The organism is Pseudomonas sp. 34 E 7, from assembly GCF_900005715.1.
GTDB classification, from domain to species: Bacteria; Pseudomonadota; Gammaproteobacteria; order Pseudomonadales; family Pseudomonadaceae; genus Aquipseudomonas; species Aquipseudomonas orientalis_A.
Genome location: NZ_CVTX01000187.1, coordinates 23,617 through 40,153, shown reverse-complemented (window position 1 = coordinate 40,153; position 16,537 = coordinate 23,617). Strand labels below are relative to the sequence as shown.

At 59.3% G+C, this 16,537-nt stretch carries 15 protein-coding genes; 7 read left to right on the top strand and 8 right to left on the bottom strand.

Translation table 11 applies throughout. The annotated features are described in order from the left end of the window. On the top strand, positions 1-238 hold a 238-nt coding region (locus BFP96_RS29735), incomplete at its 5' end, for a hypothetical protein (protein WP_083216695.1). A 64-nt stretch (positions 239-302) separates the two neighbouring features. On the opposite strand, the gene BFP96_RS25950 is transcribed toward BFP96_RS29735, so the two are convergent. Beyond that, on the bottom strand, positions 303-884 hold the full coding sequence (locus BFP96_RS25950) for a CGNR zinc finger domain-containing protein (RefSeq protein WP_065937278.1): 582 nt from the start codon (positions 882-884) through the stop codon (positions 303-305). Between the two features lie 98 nt (positions 885-982). Between BFP96_RS25950 and BFP96_RS25945 the strand changes: the two genes are divergently transcribed. The 4 genes from BFP96_RS25945 (at position 983) to BFP96_RS25930 (ending at position 4,518) form a co-directional block, all read left to right on the top strand. Beyond that, the gene (locus BFP96_RS25945; RefSeq protein WP_065891690.1) at positions 983-1,921 is read left to right on the top strand and encodes an alpha/beta fold hydrolase; all 939 of its coding nucleotides are present in this window, start codon (positions 983-985) and stop codon (positions 1,919-1,921) included. 342 nt (positions 1,922-2,263) lie between these two features. Continuing rightward, on the top strand, positions 2,264-3,286 hold the full coding sequence (locus BFP96_RS25940) for a membrane dipeptidase (RefSeq protein WP_256549193.1): 1,023 nt from the start codon (positions 2,264-2,266) through the stop codon (positions 3,284-3,286). Between the two features lie 93 nt (positions 3,287-3,379). After that, positions 3,380-3,997: a TetR/AcrR family transcriptional regulator gene (locus BFP96_RS25935; RefSeq protein WP_083203259.1), complete on the top strand. Its 618-nt coding sequence runs from the start codon at positions 3,380-3,382 to the stop codon at positions 3,995-3,997. Positions 3,998-4,011: 14 nt separating this feature from the next. After that, the gene (locus BFP96_RS25930) at positions 4,012-4,518 is read left to right on the top strand and encodes a GNAT family N-acetyltransferase (RefSeq protein WP_240996978.1); all 507 of its coding nucleotides are present in this window, start codon (positions 4,012-4,014) and stop codon (positions 4,516-4,518) included. Positions 4,519-4,564: 46 nt separating this feature from the next. Here BFP96_RS25930 and BFP96_RS25925 read toward each other — a convergent pair whose 3' ends face one another. The 3 genes from BFP96_RS25925 to BFP96_RS25920 form a co-directional block, all read right to left on the bottom strand. Then, complete coding sequence (locus BFP96_RS25925; RefSeq protein WP_065937277.1) at positions 4,565-5,626, bottom strand: SDR family oxidoreductase; 1,062 nt, start codon at positions 5,624-5,626, stop codon at positions 4,565-4,567. 96 nt (positions 5,627-5,722) lie between these two features. Then, on the bottom strand, positions 5,723-5,929 hold the full coding sequence (locus tag BFP96_RS31030) for a helix-turn-helix domain-containing protein (protein WP_305885266.1): 207 nt from the start codon (positions 5,927-5,929) through the stop codon (positions 5,723-5,725). After that, positions 5,926-6,636 carry an AraC family transcriptional regulator gene (locus tag BFP96_RS25920; RefSeq protein WP_218188749.1) on the bottom strand — a complete coding sequence of 237 codons (711 nt, stop codon included), beginning with the start codon at positions 6,634-6,636 and terminating at the stop codon, positions 5,926-5,928. Before BFP96_RS25920 ends, BFP96_RS31030 begins: the two co-directional genes overlap by 4 nt. Positions 6,637-6,762: 126 nt before the next feature. On the opposite strand from BFP96_RS25920, the gene BFP96_RS25915 reads away from it, so the two are divergent. Continuing rightward, positions 6,763-7,272: a RidA family protein gene (locus BFP96_RS25915; protein ID WP_256549192.1), complete on the top strand. Its 510-nt coding sequence runs from the start codon at positions 6,763-6,765 to the stop codon at positions 7,270-7,272. 131 nt (positions 7,273-7,403) lie between these two features. On the opposite strand, the gene BFP96_RS25910 is transcribed toward BFP96_RS25915, so the two are convergent. Genes BFP96_RS25910 through BFP96_RS25895 form a run of 4 tightly spaced genes read right to left on the bottom strand, consistent with a single transcriptional unit; the run spans position 7,404 to position 12,066 of the window. Beyond that, positions 7,404-7,736, bottom strand: a complete 333-nt coding sequence (locus BFP96_RS25910) for an isochorismate lyase (RefSeq protein WP_065937276.1) — start codon at positions 7,734-7,736, stop codon at positions 7,404-7,406. 28 nt (positions 7,737-7,764) lie between these two features. Beyond that, on the bottom strand, positions 7,765-8,988 hold the full coding sequence (locus BFP96_RS25905) for a histidine decarboxylase (protein WP_065937275.1): 1,224 nt from the start codon (positions 8,986-8,988) through the stop codon (positions 7,765-7,767). 39 nt (positions 8,989-9,027) lie between these two features. Then, the gene (locus BFP96_RS25900) at positions 9,028-10,863 is read right to left on the bottom strand and encodes a (2,3-dihydroxybenzoyl)adenylate synthase (protein WP_065937274.1); all 1,836 of its coding nucleotides are present in this window, start codon (positions 10,861-10,863) and stop codon (positions 9,028-9,030) included. Between the two features lie 27 nt (positions 10,864-10,890). After that, positions 10,891-12,066, bottom strand: coding sequence for an isochorismate synthase (locus BFP96_RS25895; RefSeq protein ID WP_065937273.1), 1,176 nt, complete (start codon positions 12,064-12,066; stop codon positions 10,891-10,893). 113 nt (positions 12,067-12,179) lie between these two features. Here BFP96_RS25895 and BFP96_RS25890 point away from each other — a divergent pair, with 113 nt between their 5' ends. Continuing rightward, complete coding sequence (locus BFP96_RS25890) at positions 12,180-16,520, top strand: amino acid adenylation domain-containing protein (RefSeq protein WP_065937272.1); 4,341 nt, start codon at positions 12,180-12,182, stop codon at positions 16,518-16,520. Positions 16,521-16,537 lie beyond the last annotated feature (17 nt).

Sequence of the window (16,537 nt, the reverse complement as noted above, 5' to 3'; positions counted from 1 at the left end):
ATGGCTCGGCGGGACGCATACCCAGCTGTGCCTGTGGCGTGGCGAACAAGCCTTCACCCACGAAATGATGAGCGAGGGCACCCACGATCAGAATATCCGACGCCTGTGCTTGCAGTTGGTCAACCCTGACGATCAAGCCGCCGTCGCCAGCATTGAGGCCATTGTGCGCGAACGCCTGAAAGAAATCGGCAAGGAGGGCGAGTTTTATCCGGCTGAGGAAGCGGACACTCATCAATAAGAAAAGGGGCGCGACCATTCATGGCGCGCGCACCGCCTTCGCCGGACACGGGCGGCAAGAACGATCAAGGTTTATTCCTGGAACGAAACGCCGCCACTTTCATCCGGTTGCCGCAGGTCGCCATGCTGCACCAGCGGCGGCGGTGTGATTTGCTCAGGTCATGGAACAGCAGCACGCAGTCGTGAGCCTCGCACTGCCGCACGTATTCAAACTTATCGTGAGTGACCAGGCCCACCAGCGCCTCGGCCACCGGCCCAAGCAGGCTGGCCGGACTGCTGTCCCGAGGATAAGTGGCAGCTCGAAATGCCTTCTTCTCCTGTGCCCATTCCAGCCGGCTCACCGGCTGCCCCGCTTCAAGCACCTGGTTGATCAGCGCAGGATCGACGGGAACGCCTGTCATTGCGGCATTCACCACCGCCCTTGAACTCGCGCGAAGCGTGCGCGCGAGCGCCAGCAGCCCACTCGGAGCCTGCAGCTCAACGTGCTCGGACAACAGCCCCGCTTGCGTCAGCCAACTCATGACGCTGTGATCATCGACGAAGCAGTCATGGCGCTGATCACCCACCCCGTACTCGGAGTTAATGAAATCGAGGGCAAGGTTGTCAGCCAGAAAAAGTGCGCCTGAGGCAGTGCTGTTCGGATTCATGGGGGCAGCCTGTAACCAATAAATTATGTTTGACAGGTTACCAAATCTGGGAATAACCTTCAAACACCAACTTTAACGGTTACACAGGAAGCCACATCATGACTCCATCCAACGCCTCCCTGGCCGCTGCCGGGCTCGCTGCCTCCTTGCTGATGAGCGGCGCTGTCCATGCCGACAACACAGTGCATTACCGCTATGAGCAGGTCGGTGCCGTCAAGGTGTTCTACCGCGAGGCCGGCGACCCCAGCGCGCCGACCGTGTTGCTGCTGCACGGCTTCGCCGGTTCATCCTTCATGTTCCGCGAACTCATGCCCGAGCTTGCCGACCGCTATCACGTCATCGCGCCAGACCTGCCGGCCTTCGGCTTCACCCAAGGCCCTCCACGCGGCGAATACGCCTACACCTTCAGCCAACTGGCCAAGACCATTGGCCAGTTCACCGAACAGCTCAAACTCGATAAATACGCGCTGATGGTCCACGACTACGGCGCCCCCGTGGGCTGGCGCATGGCCAGCGCCCATCCGGAGCGGGTGACCGCGATCATTTCCCAAAACGGCAACGCGTACGAAGAAGGCCTGGGCAAAGGATGGGCGCCTATCCAACGCTACTGGCAGGCCCCGACCCAGCAAAACCGTGACGCCCTGCGCGACTTCCCAACCCCCGCCTCGATCAAGTGGCAGTACCTGGAAGGCGTGTCCGACCAAAGCGCGGTTTCACCCGATGGCTACACCCTGGAAGGGCTGCAGGTATCCCGGCCGGGCAATGCCGACATCCAGCTCGACCTGTTGCTGGACTACGCCTCCAACGTAGCGATGTACCCGGCCTTCCAGGCGTACTTCCGCCAGTACCAGCCACCGCTGCTCGCGGTCTGGGGAAAGAACGACCCATTCTTCGTGCCGGCCGGCGCCGAGGCGTGGAAGCGCGATATTCCCAAGGCGGATATTCGTTTTTATGACACCGGGCACTTTGCGCTGGAAACCCATGCCAAGGAGATCATTCCAGTGATACGGGCGTTCCTGGACAAGAACCTGCGGTGACCAACGCAACCCCTTTGTAGGCGCGAACTGGCTCGCGAAGAACGTCAACGGTAACGCCGCGACGCAGGTCTCACGCGGCGCTCCGAGATTCTTCGCGGGCCAGTTCGCGCTTACGGGTGGAGGAGGGGACCGATGAATTGTCTGGTTCACCTTCAAGTCATCAGTTTTGTTGAGCGCCAGTGGCTGCTCTGGAACGTCTTAAATACCTGTAGACGGTAGCCCGTGATAGCGTTAACAGTTCGCAGATGTAATGGGTTGCATGTGCAGGATGCTCAGATTGCGAAGTGCGCCATGGCATCATTGGCGCACGAGTGGACAGCGAACCGATTGGACGGGGTTTAAATGATGAAGCTTGACCCATCAGGAGTCAGTAAGGTCCCGGCGATTCAATGGGAGGCCCATGCGTGCCTGCCATTGATTCCCGGACAGGATATGTCGCGCCTGAACAGGTACCGAGAAGCCGGCTTTCATCATGTCTCGATCAACGTGGGCATGGACATGACCCCGTTTGAAACCGTGATGCGAACGCTTGCGGGTTTCAGGAGCTGGCTCGCTCAACACCCTGAAGACTTTGTCCTGGTCGCCAGCGTTGACGATATCTACCATGCGCACACGTCTCGAAAGCTTGCGGTCTCCTTTGACCTCGAAGGTTCCAATATGCTGCGGCAGGACCCTGCGATGGTGGCACTGTTCGCAAGCCTGGGGGTTCGCCAGATGTTGCTTGCCTACAACCGCGACAACAGTTGTGCTGGCGGCTGCCATGGCGCAGGTAGCGGATTGACCACCCTGGGACGCAAGGTCGTTCAGAGTATTAATACAGCGGGAATTGTTATTGACTGTTCGCACGCCAGCAAACGCTCAAGTCTTGAAATTATGGAAATTTCACAGCGCCCCGCGATTTTCTCCCACACCAACGTTAAAGCGGTTTTTGATCACCCGCGAACAATCGATGACGAACAAATATTAGCCTGTGCGGCTCAAGGTGGCGTCATCGGACTTACAGGCCTAGGCATATTCCTGGGCGACCCATCGGCCTCCGTAGACGCTTACGTTCGACAAATCGACTATCTGGCAGAGCGCATCGGGACAAGCCATATCGGCATAGGTTTGGATACCGAGTTGTACCCCGAGCACAAAGATTTGCCGGAAGGTGAAGACGAGAACGACTGGTGGCCGATTGAGCACTATGGCCAGATGAACGGACATGTTCAGTTGCAGCCCGAGACCCTGGGTGAGGTCGCACAGAAATTGACGCGCTTGGGTTATTCAGATGCGGATATCCAAGCGATCTACGGCAATAATTTCATGCGTATTGCAGAGGCAACCTGGCCAAATTCTGTGCTCGAAAAAACGTTTACACGCTGATCAAGGCCTCAACCCCTACCTTGCATTCTTCCAGACGCTTGTAACGTCTCAACACCTGTGCTCCACTAACTTTACAGATAGTAGGTTGTAGGTATGCAAGTGAAAAACACAAAGATCGTCGCCGACAAGAGGACCTCAGGTCGTCTGCCGAAGCCCGAGCGGCGTCAGCAACTGCTCGAAACGGCGCGTGTGATCGTTCGGGAGGAAGGTGCGGATCGACTGACGCTGGGCCACCTGGCAGTGTGCGCAGGCGTTTCAAAGCCTGTGACCTACGAGCATTTCGAGACCAGAACCGGTCTTTTGATTGACCTCTATCGTTGGATAGACACCGAACGTATTACCGCGTTTCGCACGCTTATGGCTCAGGAAAATCGACCGGCGAAAGACACTGTATTGGCTTTGGCTAAAGCCTATCTGGCCTGCGGAACCGACCAGGGTGACGAATTTCATGCTGTCGGCGCGGCGCTTGCAGGAAGCGATGAGAAAGCTGGCGTGTACCAAGAGTTGGTTGACGCGGTGATCGAGATGTTCGTGGAAGTCCTACGGCCTCACTCAAGCGTTCGCCTGGAATCGCTGGCATTGGCCTGCGCGGCACTGGTTGCGGCGGGAGACGCGCTGACATGCGCCGTTACACGTGGAAATTGCTCCGTTGCCGAGGCAGAAGAGATGTTTTCGACTCTCATTGGAGCTGTAGCCCAGGACAAAAGGTAAGAAGAGGTGCCGCTATGGAAATGTCGAACGTCAGGCTTGCCCGGGTCACGCGCAAAGATAGGGACGAGCTTCTCCACGCGAATCGGGAAAGCCTTGAATATCATGGCCGCTGGGTACAGCCGTTCACGACCGCTTCAGGGTTCGAGGAGTGGTATTCGGCACACATTACGGGCGCAAGCGTTGGGCTGGTGGCCCGCGATAGAGAATCCGGGCACATTGTGGGAGTCACCCATCTAAGCCAGATCTTCTATAAAGGATTTCAAAACGCCTATCTCAGTTACTGGGGCATGGCTTCGTTTGCCGGGACTGGAAGAATGTCCCAGGCGGTGGGGTTGACAACGAGGTATGCCTTTGAGGAATTAGGGCTTCACCGTATCGAAGCCAATATTCAACCTGAAAATGTGCGATCAATAGCACTGGTCAAACGTCTCGGATTCACGAAAGAGGGGTTTTCTGCGAAATACCTTCAGATCGGCGGAGTCTGGTGTGATCACGAACGCTGGGCACTCCTGGCCGATTGATGCCTGCGGTGAGAGGCAACAAACGGCCTGGCGTCTCAGGAACGGCCTAAGGTATCAAGCGTGTCTCGCGTAGTTTGTCGAACACGTCGAAAAATGCCTGATCGCTCGCCTGGTAGGCGGTGAAGCCCATGGCACGGCTTTTCGACATGTCCGTGACCACTTCGATGGGTCGACCCAGGTCCGCATCGGTATGCCATGGGGATATCAGCCGACCGATATCGGATTCCTTCAGCCCGAATTGCGCGACCATTTGCGTCCATACGGCTTGGTCGTCAGCCATCTGCCCGGCAAGGGGGGAGGGTGAAGCGGGATAATCGGCGGCAGGCACGTCGAAGTATTCGGCAATTCGGCTCCACATCCATTTCCAACGAAAGACATCGCCATTCGTGACGTTAAATGCCTGATTGGCCGCAGCCGGCGTAGTGGCCGCCCACAATTGTTGTTTGGCCAACTGCCGGGCATCCGTCATGTCAGTGAGGCTGTCCCACTGCACTGTTGATCCGGGAAATACAAAAGGGCGATGGGTCTGTTTACAAATCGAGGCATAGACAGCGAGGGTGGTGGCCATGTTCATCGCGTTGCCTACAGCAACCCCGGTGACCGTATGCGGGCGATGAACGCTCCAGGTAAAGCCGTCCTTTTCAGCTGCGGCGAAGAGTTCGTCTTCCTGGGCGTAGTAGAAATTTTCGATGTCCAGACGACCCTGATCCTCGCGGAACGGTGTTTGCGGAAGGCTGCCGTTACCATAGGCTTCGAATGGGCCGAGGTAGTGTTTCAGCCCCGTGACCAGCGCTACGTGTTCAACGCTCCTGGCTGGACGAATGGCGGCCAGCACGTTGCGAACCATGGCCGCATTGACACGAATGTTCTCGGCTTCCGTGGCTTGCCGTGACCATGCCGTAATGAACACATGCGTGGGCTTCAAACCCGCGAGCGCGTGTTCCAGCGAAGCGGGATCCTGAAGGTCTGCCGCCACGGGGATCACGCCTGGCGCTTGCGATGGGTGCCTGGACAGCGCGGCGACCTGCCAGTTGTTGTCGATTAATAACTGAGTGATGGCGCTGCCGACGATGCCGCTGGCGCCGACGACCAAAGCTGTTTGGCTCATATGTTTCTCCTGGATTCAGGTTTGGGAGTCCGCCTGAGTGACAGAGGTTCAACCTGATCTGATCCGCAGGGGCATCAAAATCGCGGCTCCAAGCGGCTACTGCCTACCGGTCTTGATGTTGACGACATTCTTTCTGGGCGGCTCGCCAAACAGCCGCTTATATTCTCGACCAAATTGATTGGCACTTTCATAGCCGACCATTAAGGCCGCTTCTGTCACATCGCAATCTTCAACCAGCATCAGGCGTTGCGCCTCATCCAAACGCAGACGCTTCTGATATTGCAAAGGGCTGAGTGTCGTTATTTTTTAAAATACTTGTATAAAGTGGAAGGCGCCATATTCAATGTCCCGGCCAATTTATCTACCTGCAACGTTTCCCGGTAATTTTCCCGCAGCCACATGATCGCCTGATCAATTTTATTGTTTTGAGAACCGACTGTATTCAAAAGTCGAAGTTGATGTCCAAAGGGTGTTGTGAGCAGTCGGTAGTGAATTTCTTGCGATATTAGCGCTCCTAATGCCTTGGCGTGCTCTGGCTTATCGAGTAATTCAAGCATTCTTAAAAAAGCATCAAGCAATTCCGGGCTGAGTTCTTGTACCGCTGCGCCAACGGCAATGTCGTGATTATATTCAGTCGGCGCTGGAATTCTAGCAGCTAATGCAGCGATCAAAGGCCTGTCAAGATCCAGGGAAACTGACAGGTAGGGCCTCTCGGAAGTCGCTTCCAGGAGACAACTGGAGACGGGCATGTTCACGCCGGCGATAAAACATGTGTACTCCCCGAATGAAATATCATTGACACCCATACGAACCCACTTCCTCCCCTGTACTGCGATAATAAGTATCGGCTTGTAGAAGTGGGGTTTTGCCGTATCTGAATGGTCATAGCGGTGCAGCGTAAAACCCTCGATAGGGGTTGGGAAGCGGCCCTCCTCAGTGAGAAGCCCACGAATCATATCCCTGAGCGCCACTCGGCCATCTTCAGCCGCAAAACGATAGTTTTCCGCCAATTAGGGCCTCCTTTGCAGGCACAGTGGGGTAAGACCCATATTTACACATTGTCATACGAAATTATTACACATGCAGAAAGCGCAGCGTGTTGGAAAAATCCACACTTAGAGGATCAGGCAGTAATCGTGCAGAAACGTGACTATTGTCTTTTGCCGGACTTTGAGAACATGGCTAACTTGAAAATCACCTGGCCACGTACTTTAATTCATAAACTCATAATCACCCATGCACTAAAATTCGGACTTACTCATATGCCAAGCGCTAATATCGAACGTAAAAATTACCCGGCACTTCCTCCCGCAGTGGGGCCCTATTCGCATTCAGTAAAAAATGGCCACACGCTCTATCTGTCAGGCTTTACTGCATTCGGCACTGAGGCTCAAGGGCAAGGTCTTGAAAAACAGGCCAATGCTATTTTGCAGCAGATTAAAACGGTTGCAGTCGAGGAGGGCACCGATATGTCTGCACTCTTGAAAGTGACTATCTTCATCACCGACTTCAGGCAGGCCGGCGAACTGCGCAAGGTGCTGGCGCAGCACTATGATGGGCATCTCCCTGCCAGCTCCCTGGTCGAGGTTTCCAAATTGTTTTCCCCGGAACTGAATATCGAAATTGAAGCTATTTTCGGGATATAACAGGCGGTAGAGGCGGCGTTGCATGTTAGAGCAGCGTGCAACCCGCCTCAAACTGGCCATGGAAATGTGTGATACGTGGGGGTCAAGTCCACCCTGGCGGATGGACCTGAATTCTCGGGCCTTTCGACGCTTTAGCCGGCGTTTTCCGTACTTTGCTGCGGATAAAGCGCTCGCCAATGTGAAATTTGCTGCTGGATGTTCCAATAAATGATGTGTTCGTAGAGTTTTTCCACAAAATCCACATCGAATCCAGTTTCGACGGCCCACTCGCGGCGGTCCTGCAGCATCGCCGCCACCCGTTCCGGCGCGGGGATCGCTTGTTCGTTGGCCTTGAAGCGCACGGCGGCCTTCACGTAACCCAAGCGTTGTTGCAGTGACTCCAGGATCTGACGGTCGAAAAAGTCGATGCCCGCGCGTATGTCGGTGAGGCTTTCGCACGCCTCGGGGGTTTTCAGTGACGACATAGTGTTTGTCTCTAATAAAGGGTTCGTTTCAGATGACGTCGAAGCGTGGACACGCCAGCCGGGCAGCGGCGGGGGGCTGTTCATGGGCGCCTTGACGCGCACGGGCGGCGCCAGTGCCCCAGGCGTTGCTGTCACGCTCGGCGATGACCTCATCAATCAAGGCGTCGATCATGCAGTTGTCGTGATGATGGGGCGTGGTGATCAAGTGCGCGGTGCCACCGGAGATGGCCAGGCAATACTTTTTCGCGATGCTTTCCGACGGGCAGGGAAACACCACGGTGATGGAGTTCTCGTTGCGCCATGCATCGATGCCGGCTGCCTGGAAGCGATCCACGGCATATTGCGCCTGGTCCAGGCAGTGGCGGACACGCTGGCGCCAGTCGGCGAACGAGTGGCTGCGCAGTGCCGCCCACATCATCAGCGGCGTGTGGCCATTGCGTGAGCCGCTGATGGTTTTGTCATGGGCCAGGATGTAGTCGACTTCCACGCAGATGCGCGCCACGTTCTTGCGCTTGGCGACCACGATGCCGCACGGGATCGGCGAACCAATCATCTTGTGCCCGGACACGCAGATCGAATCGATGCCGTCGGCAAACGTGAAGGGTTGCGGGTGGTCGACGAAGGGCAGGATCATCCCGCTCAGCGCCGCGTCGGCATGCAGGTAGTAGTCACGCCGGGCAATGCCCGCCAGTTGCAGCCGTTGCTGGATGGTCGCGATATTGTCCACCGCGCCACGCATCGTCGTGCCGATATTGGCGAAGATGATCGGGTGACGCTCCTGGTCGTCGGCGATCTTGAGCATCAGGTCGTCGTAGTCGATCTCGCCGTTGGGCAGGGATTCGACGGCGCGGCATTTGATGCGCAGCAGCTTGACGATCTTGGCCACCGAGTAGTGGGTTTCCCTGGAGTAATACAGGGTGCCGTCAGGGAACAGTTCGCGGGCCAGGTAGCAGCCGAACATATTGCCTTCGGTGCCGCCATTGGTGACGTAGCCCCAGCTGTCTTCGAGCGCAATGTCGAACAGCTCGGAGAAGTACGTCATCACGTCCTTTTCAAAGTCGAACGAGTTCAGCACATAGTTGCTGTACTCGTTCCAGTCCCCGCAATTGTTGATCGAAAACTGCAGGAAACGGTGCAACTGGGAGTAATCGAAATCGGCGGATTCGGGGTAGCCGATGTTGAAGTACTGATGGGTCACGCAGTGCTGCCAGAAGTGCTCAAGCCTGCTTTGGTCGGCCGTGGATAACGTCATCTCTAACTCCTTTTAAATCGACTGGGCGAAGCGGCCCGTTCAGGCCGCTTTTTGCCGCGTGTCCACCAGCGACCACCAACTGGCGAGCGTGGGCGAGTCGGCCAGCTCTTCAAAGGTGACGGCGATTCCACGCGCCTTGAGTTCGGCGGCAAGTTTCATCACTTGCAGGGAGTCGAGGCCGTAGAAAATCAGGTTTTCCTCGGGGTCCAGTGCTTCGCCGTCTTCGATCAATTGCAATACGCGGGTTTTCAGCCAGGCGCGGGTGGTTTCCGCCGTCAGCAGTTGGCGCAGCTGTTTCTTGTCGATCTTGCCCACGGCGGTGAGCGGCATGGTGTCGATCAGCCGGATGCGGTCGGGCAGTTTGTATTCGGCGATGCCCAGTTCCATCAGGTGGCGACGCAGGGCGGGCGGCTTGAGGTTGGGATTGCACGAGACGACGAAGGCGCAGCTCTTTTCCCCCAGTGCGGCGTCGGGCATGGCGACCAGACCGGCGTGGGTGACGTCGGGGTGCAACACGATGAGGTTTTCAATCTCTTCGGAAGCGACTTTTTCGCCACCCCGGTTGATCTGGTCCTTGACCCGGCCGACGACGCGCAGGTCACCGCCGGGTGTCATTTGCACCAGGTCACCGGAGTAGTAGTAACCCTCGTTGTCGAAGGCCTGGGCGTTCTGTTCGGGACTCTTGTAGTAGCCGCAGAAGGTGTAGGGGCCGCGGGTGGCCAACAGGCCGGGCTCGCCGGGCGCTACGGGCACACCCTGTTCATCGACGATTTTGATTTCGTCCCCCGGGCTGATCGGGCGGCCTTGGGTGGTAAAGATTTGCTCGTCGATGTCATCCAGGCGGGTGTAGTTGATCAGGCCCTCGGCCATGCCGAACACCTGCTGCAGTTTGCAGCCGAGCACCCCGGGCACCTGGCGGGCCAGCGAGTCGGCGAACACGGCGCCGCCGACCTGCAGGAATTCAAGCGATTGCAGTTGTTCGGCGTGCTGCGGCGCGGCCTGCAGCCACAACGCGACGGCACTGGGCACCAGGGCGACGGTGTTGACTTCGTGGCGCTGGATCATTGCGAAGCAGGTCTGCGGTTCCGGGCTCGGCGCCATGATGAGGGTACCGCCTGCGTACAGCACGCCCAGGGCACCCGGGGAGCTGAGCAGGAAGTTATGCGCTGCCGGCAGGGCGCACAGGAAGCGTGTTTGTGCGGTCAGGCCGCACACCTCGGCACTGGTGCGGGCGTTGTAGTGGTAGTCATTGTGGGTGCGTGGGATGAGCTTGGGTGTACCGGTGCTGCCGCCGGACAACTGGAAGAGGGCCACTTCCTCCGGTGCGCTGGGGGAGAAATCCACGGGGCTCTCGCTCGGGCTTTCGATCCAGGCAGCCAGGTTGTTGGGGGCGTGCTGTTCGCCGAGGAACAGCGTGACCTCAGGGCTTGCGCCGACTTCGTTGAGGTCGGCGAGGTAGCCGTCATCACGAAACACTTCATGCTCACGGGAGGCGATCAACAGCTTTGGCGTGATTTGCCTGGCGTAGCTTTTAAGCTCCAGTTTGCGATGGCTGTAGAGCGCGTTGAGCGGCACGATGCCGGCCTTGAGCAGCGCGAACAGCACGATGTAGAACTCGGCGATGTTGGGCAGTTGCACCAGCGCGGTGTCGCCGTGGCCAAGCCCGCTGCCGGCCAGGCGCGAGGCGAGGTTGGAGGACAGTTGATCCAGCTCGTCATAACTGAAGCGACGCTCGCCGCAAATGATCGCGCAAGCCTGGGGTTGTGCCTGGCTGCTTGCCTGGAGCAGGTGGGTGAGGGGTTGATCGATCCAGTAGCCGTTTTCCCGATAGCGTTGTGCTCTTTCGAGGGGCCAGTGCGTGAATTCTAGGGTCATGAGGGTCACTGCTGAAAAATGGGGAAATTAGTGGGCCAGGCCGCATGCGCGCAGCATGGTGCCGAGCTTGGTCTGGACTTCTGTCCATTCGGAGTCGGGGCTTGAGGCTTCGACGATGCCGGCGCCGGCGAACAGGCGGACCTTGTTGCGCTTGATGGTGCCGCAGCGGATGGTCACGACCCATTCGCCGTTACCCTGGGCGTCGCACCAGCCGACCATGCCGGTGAACAGGCCTCGCTCAACGTGCTCGACGAAGCGGATCAGGTGCCGGGCGCGCTCGGTAGGGAAACCACACACCGCAGGGGTTGGGTGCAGGCGGCACGCCAACTGCAAGGCAGAGATGCCGGGGTCGGCCAGGGTGCCTTCGATCCGGGTGGAGAGGTGCCACAGCGCAGGCGTGCTGATCAGGCTAGGGCGCTGTGGCACGTCCAGCCGTGTGCACAATGGGCCGAGCTGGGAGGCGATGTCTTCGGTCACCAGGCGGTGTTCATAGTGGTCTTTTTCCGAGGCGGCCAGCCAGTCGGCGTTGCGCCGGTCGGCTTCGGGGTCAGCCATACGCTTGGCCGAGCCGGCGAGGGGATTGGACACGAATTCCAGACCGTCCTTGTGCACCAGCAATTCGGGGCTGACGCCGATCAGCGTGGCGCCGTCCGGCATGGGCACGCGGAAGTGGTAGCCGCTGGGATTCTGGGCACGCAGATTGTTCTGCATGGCGCTCACGTCCACATCCCGGGCAAACAGCAATTCACGCTGCACCGAGAGCACGGCCTTGCGCACGTCGCTGTGGCGGAAGTTGACGATGGCGTGTTCGACCGTGCGCTTGAAGCCTTGCTCGTCCGGTATGTTTTTTTGTTCAAGCAGTTCCGGCATCGAGGCCGCACCGGTGTGCACGGCACCGCTGCGGGCGCGCCACTCGGCGTGTTCGGGGATGTAGAGGCAGGACGCTTCAGCGGGATCGAAGGGGATGGCGCCGACGATCATCGGGTTGGCCTGGCCCGCTTTGCGCGCTTGTTCAAAGGCGTGCGAGACGGTTTTTTGAAACAGGCTGCTGGCGTTTTCACCGGCGATGGCCGGCGTTTCGATTCGTTGCAACATGCCGCTGACCGCCAGCTCACGATCGCCGGAGGTGAATGAAAAACTCCGCGTTTCGTCAAGCTGTTGCACCTCATCCATGTCGCTCGTCCTAAGGGTGCCCGTTCTCATGTGCAGAAAGCCTCCGTGGCTTGTGGTCAAAAAATTATACCTTGAAATATAATCATTATCGTTTCTAATAGGTGACGCTAATCATTTAGATTTGTCAATCACATGAGTGGACCATGAGAGAGTTAACTTCGATGCAGGCCGCCTGTTGGATCGGGCGTACTGCTCATGCCTTTTTAGGGAGAGTTTCGGCTCATCTTTATGCCGAGTTCGATGGCCAGTGCATTGACCTGGACCGGTTACACCAAGCGCTAGAGCGGGCCAGCCTGCTGCATCCGATGCTGCGAATGCGCGTGGATGTGCAAGGGCTGCAATCCATCGCGTCCATGGACCAATCGCCGCGGTTGGAAGTCGAAGACCTGCGTGCCATGACCGAGTCGCAGGCCACCCGCCACCTGCTGGCCAAACGGGAGGCGTGGACACATCAGCAACTGGACCTGCGCCATGAGCCGGGCGCCCGGTTTGCAGTGAGCCTGATGGCCGACGATAGGTTTCGCCTGCATGTCGATACCGACATGATCGCCATCGACCCCTCCAGTTTCCGCACGCTGATGGAAGACCTGGCCCGGATTTACGAGCAGCCCGATGACACGCTGGCGAACACGCCATCCTTCTTCGACTGGTACGACAAGGTGCGTGTCGACCCGGCGCTCAAGGCCGCTCGGGATCGCGACCGTGCCTGGTGGCGTGAACGCCTGGCGCACGTTGCTCCGGCCCCCACCTTGCCATTGCTTGAACACCCGCCGGAGCACGCGCAAAGCCACCGACTCCATACCTGGCTGGGCCCTGTCGAGCGTCAGGCATTGGAACACCTGGCACGGGAACGCAGGATCACCCTGTCGACCTTGATGATGGGGCTGTTTGCGGCGGTGCTCGGGGAGCAGACCGGCGACCGTAGCTTTCGTCTCAATGTACCGACGTTCTGGCGCCAACCGCTGGTGGATCATGTCGAGCGCGTGGTGGGTGAGTTTGCCAATGTGTTGATTCTGGATGTGGACATCGAGTCCGCCGCCACGCCGGCCGCGCTGTGTGTGCAGCTGGCGAAAAAAATGGTCGGCCTGCTTGAGCATTGCGCCTATCCGGGGGTGAATGTGATGCGCGACCTGTCCCGCCATCACGGCTCGCCACAGCTGGCGCCGGTGGTCTTTACTGCCGCGCTGGACATGCCCGGTGGCGACTTGCTTTCGCCGCGCGTGCGGCGTGTATTCGGCCCGATGAATTGGGTCATCTCCCAAGGGCCTCAGGTGGCGCTTGATGCACAGATCGCCTGCGCCGATGGCGGTATCCTGATCAACTGGGATATTCGTCTTGATGCGTTGCCACTGCCGTGGGTAACGACGTTCTTTGAGCGCTTTGTGGCGATCACGCAGGAAGTGGCGGCCGATTCGCGCGCGTTGGATCAAACGCTCAATGTCGGTATTTCGCGCACACTCGAAAAACCACTGTCAGCCCTGCAGCAGGCGTACTTATTGGGGCGTGGCACCCAGGTGCCTCTTGGCGGCGTGGCCATGCAGGAGTTTCGCGAATACCACGGGGCCATGGACCCGACGCTGCTGCGCAGTCGCCTGGCAGCGATGGTGCAGCGCCATGACAGCCTGCGCACACGGGTGGATGCGCTCAAGTTGGTCAGTTACGTCAGCGATGAAGCCCGCATCAATCTAGACGAAGTCGACCTTACATCGATGTCGGCGCAAGCCGCGTCGGCGTACATCGATGAACGCCGCGAGGCCTACGCCCACGCCATCTTCGAGCTGGACCGTGCGCCTTGGAATGTCACGCTCTTCCACCTGCCCGACCACCAGTTGACCGTGTTCGTGCGCCTGGATGCGTTGATCCTCGACGGCCGCTCCATTGCTGCGTTGTTGGTCGAGCTGTTCGACGGACTGACCGGTGATGAGGCCGCTGCCGAGGCTGCGCCTGCCCAGGTGGATCAGGCCCATCAACGCAAGGCCGACGCGGTTTACTGGAAGACCAAGCTCGCCGACGTGACGGGCGCACCACGCTTGCCATGGCGCGTGCCGCTCGATCAAGTGCGGGCCTCGCGCTACGAGCGTCAGAGCCGACAGGTGCCCAAGGCGGTATTCAACGGTTTCTGCAAATTGGGCGCCCGGCAGCGGCTATTCAAGAACTCCGCCCTGATGGCGCTGGTGATGGAGGTGCTGTCCCACTGGCTCGATGAAGGCGGCTTGTGTGTGGCGGTGCCCGTTGCGCCGCAAACGGGCGGTGCATTTGCCAACCGTTCCAGCTTTATCGCGATCAACCGAAGCGAGGCGCCCGGCACCTTTACGGAGCGTGCGGCGAAGCTGCAAGTGGACGTGCTGGAAGGGCTGCAACACCTGGCCTATTCGGGCGTGGACCTTGCCCGGTTGCTGTTCGAATCCCACGGCCCTGGACCCGTGCTGCCGGTGGTGATTACCAATGGCTTTTCCTGGCCGGTGTCGGCGGCGGACAGTCCCATGCAGTTGCAAGGCGGCCTGACCCAGACGCCTCAAGTGGCCATGGACATTCGCTTCTGGGCAAACGCCGAGGGCGCGCTGGTGCTGGATATCGACTATGCACGGGAAGTCCTCGACCCAGCGGTGGTTCACGACATCCTGGATGCGCTGGAAAAGGCCATCAGCCAGATCAGCGCCAGCGGTGAGTTTGCCGTGGACGCCGGTGCGATCATCGACACGTCTCACTATTGCCTCAACAGCGCGGCAACCGAGGCCCGTGCCGAAGGGTTCCTGGCGCAAATCGCCAGGCACCTGTTCGACGGCGCCAATCAACGGATCGCCCTGATCAGCGGCGAGCGGCAGGTCAGCTACGCCGAACTGGGAGCGGATGTGTCGCGTGTCATTGCGGCGTTCAAGGCCCGTGGCATCGGCCCGGGCCAAGTGGTCGCCATCTGCCTGCCACGCAGCCCGGAGCACACCACCCTGACCTTGGCCTGTGCACTGACGGGCGTGATCTGGGTGCCTATCGACGCCTCGGCGCCGGACGAGCGTCGGCAGTATCTGTTGGAAAACTGCCGCCCCGATCTGGTGATCATCAGCTCAGGCGAGACGGTCGAGCAGGCCCACGCCACGCCGAACGAGTTGCTGGCCGGGCCGCAAGCCAGTGCGCCAATACTGGATGATCGCTCGCTGAGCGAAGCGCCGGCGTATTACCTCTACACCTCGGGAACCACCGGCAAGCCCAAGTGCGTGGTGCTGTGCAACCGCGCCACGGCCAATGTGATCGGCAGCACCTTGTCACACTGGCGCGTGAGCGAGAGCGACGTGTTCATGTCGGTAACCCCGCTGCACCACGACATGTCGGTATTCGATGTGCTCGGCTGCCTGACGGCCGGCGCCACGCTGGTACTGCCTGGCGTCGGCGAGGAAAAGGATGCGCTGCGCTGGAATCAGTTGATCGCCAGGCACGGTGTGACGCTGTGGTGTTCCGTGCCGGCCATCCTCGAAATGCTGCTGGCGTGCCGTGGTGACTATGACTTGGCCAGCCTGCGCCTGATCGCCCAGGGCGGCGACTACATCAAGCCGGGCGTGATCGCCGAGTTGCGCGGGCTGCTGCCATCGGCGCGCCTGATTTCCCTGGGGGGGCCGACAGAAACCACGATCTGGAGCATCTGGCACGACATCACTGCCGATGACCAACTGCAAATTCCCTACGGGCGACCGTTACCGGGCAACCGCTATCTGGTGCTCGACGCCCAGGGCGCGCACTGCCCGGCAGGGGTTGTTGGCCGCATTCATACGGCGGGCGTCAACCTGGCCCTGGGCTACCTGGAAGACGGCGCGCTGGCACACACCGAATTCATCAGCGTGATCGATGAGCACGGCCAGGCCGTACGTGCATTTCGTAGCGGTGACTGCGGGCGCTATCGCCGTGACGGCACGTTGATGTTCGACAGCCGCGTGAATGGCTACGTAAAGGTGCGCGGCGTGCGCGTGTCGCTGCCCGACATCGAGAACGAGCTGATCAAGCATCCTGCGGTCAGGCACGTGCTGGTGGTGGACTACGGCGAACAGCGTCAGGGCGAGGTCAACATCGGTGCGCTGTACGTGAGCGCCGAAGACGCCGCCCCCTTGACCGCCGCCGCGTTGCGCCAGTTCGCCCGCGAGCACTTGCCGCAATCCCACGTGCCCACGCGATTCCTGGCGGTGGAGGCGCTGCCGTTGTCGCAAAACGGCAAGCCTGATCGCCCGCGCGCGCGCAGCTTGTTGCTGGAGCCTGCCGAAGAGGTCGTTGAAACCCTGTGCAGCAAGGTCTTGGCGATCTACCTGAGTGTGTTGGGCAGGCCCCCGCAGGACGGCGCCAATGCCTCGGTCGACTTCATCAGTCTGGGCCTGCGGCCCCAGCATTTGAAAGCCATCGCTGCGCGGTTCCAGGAGGAGCTGGCGGTGACACTTTCCCCCGGACAATTACTGCGTTGCCGTAACGCACACGATGTCGAGCGATTGCTCGCCTGCGCATAACCACATAGCACTACCCA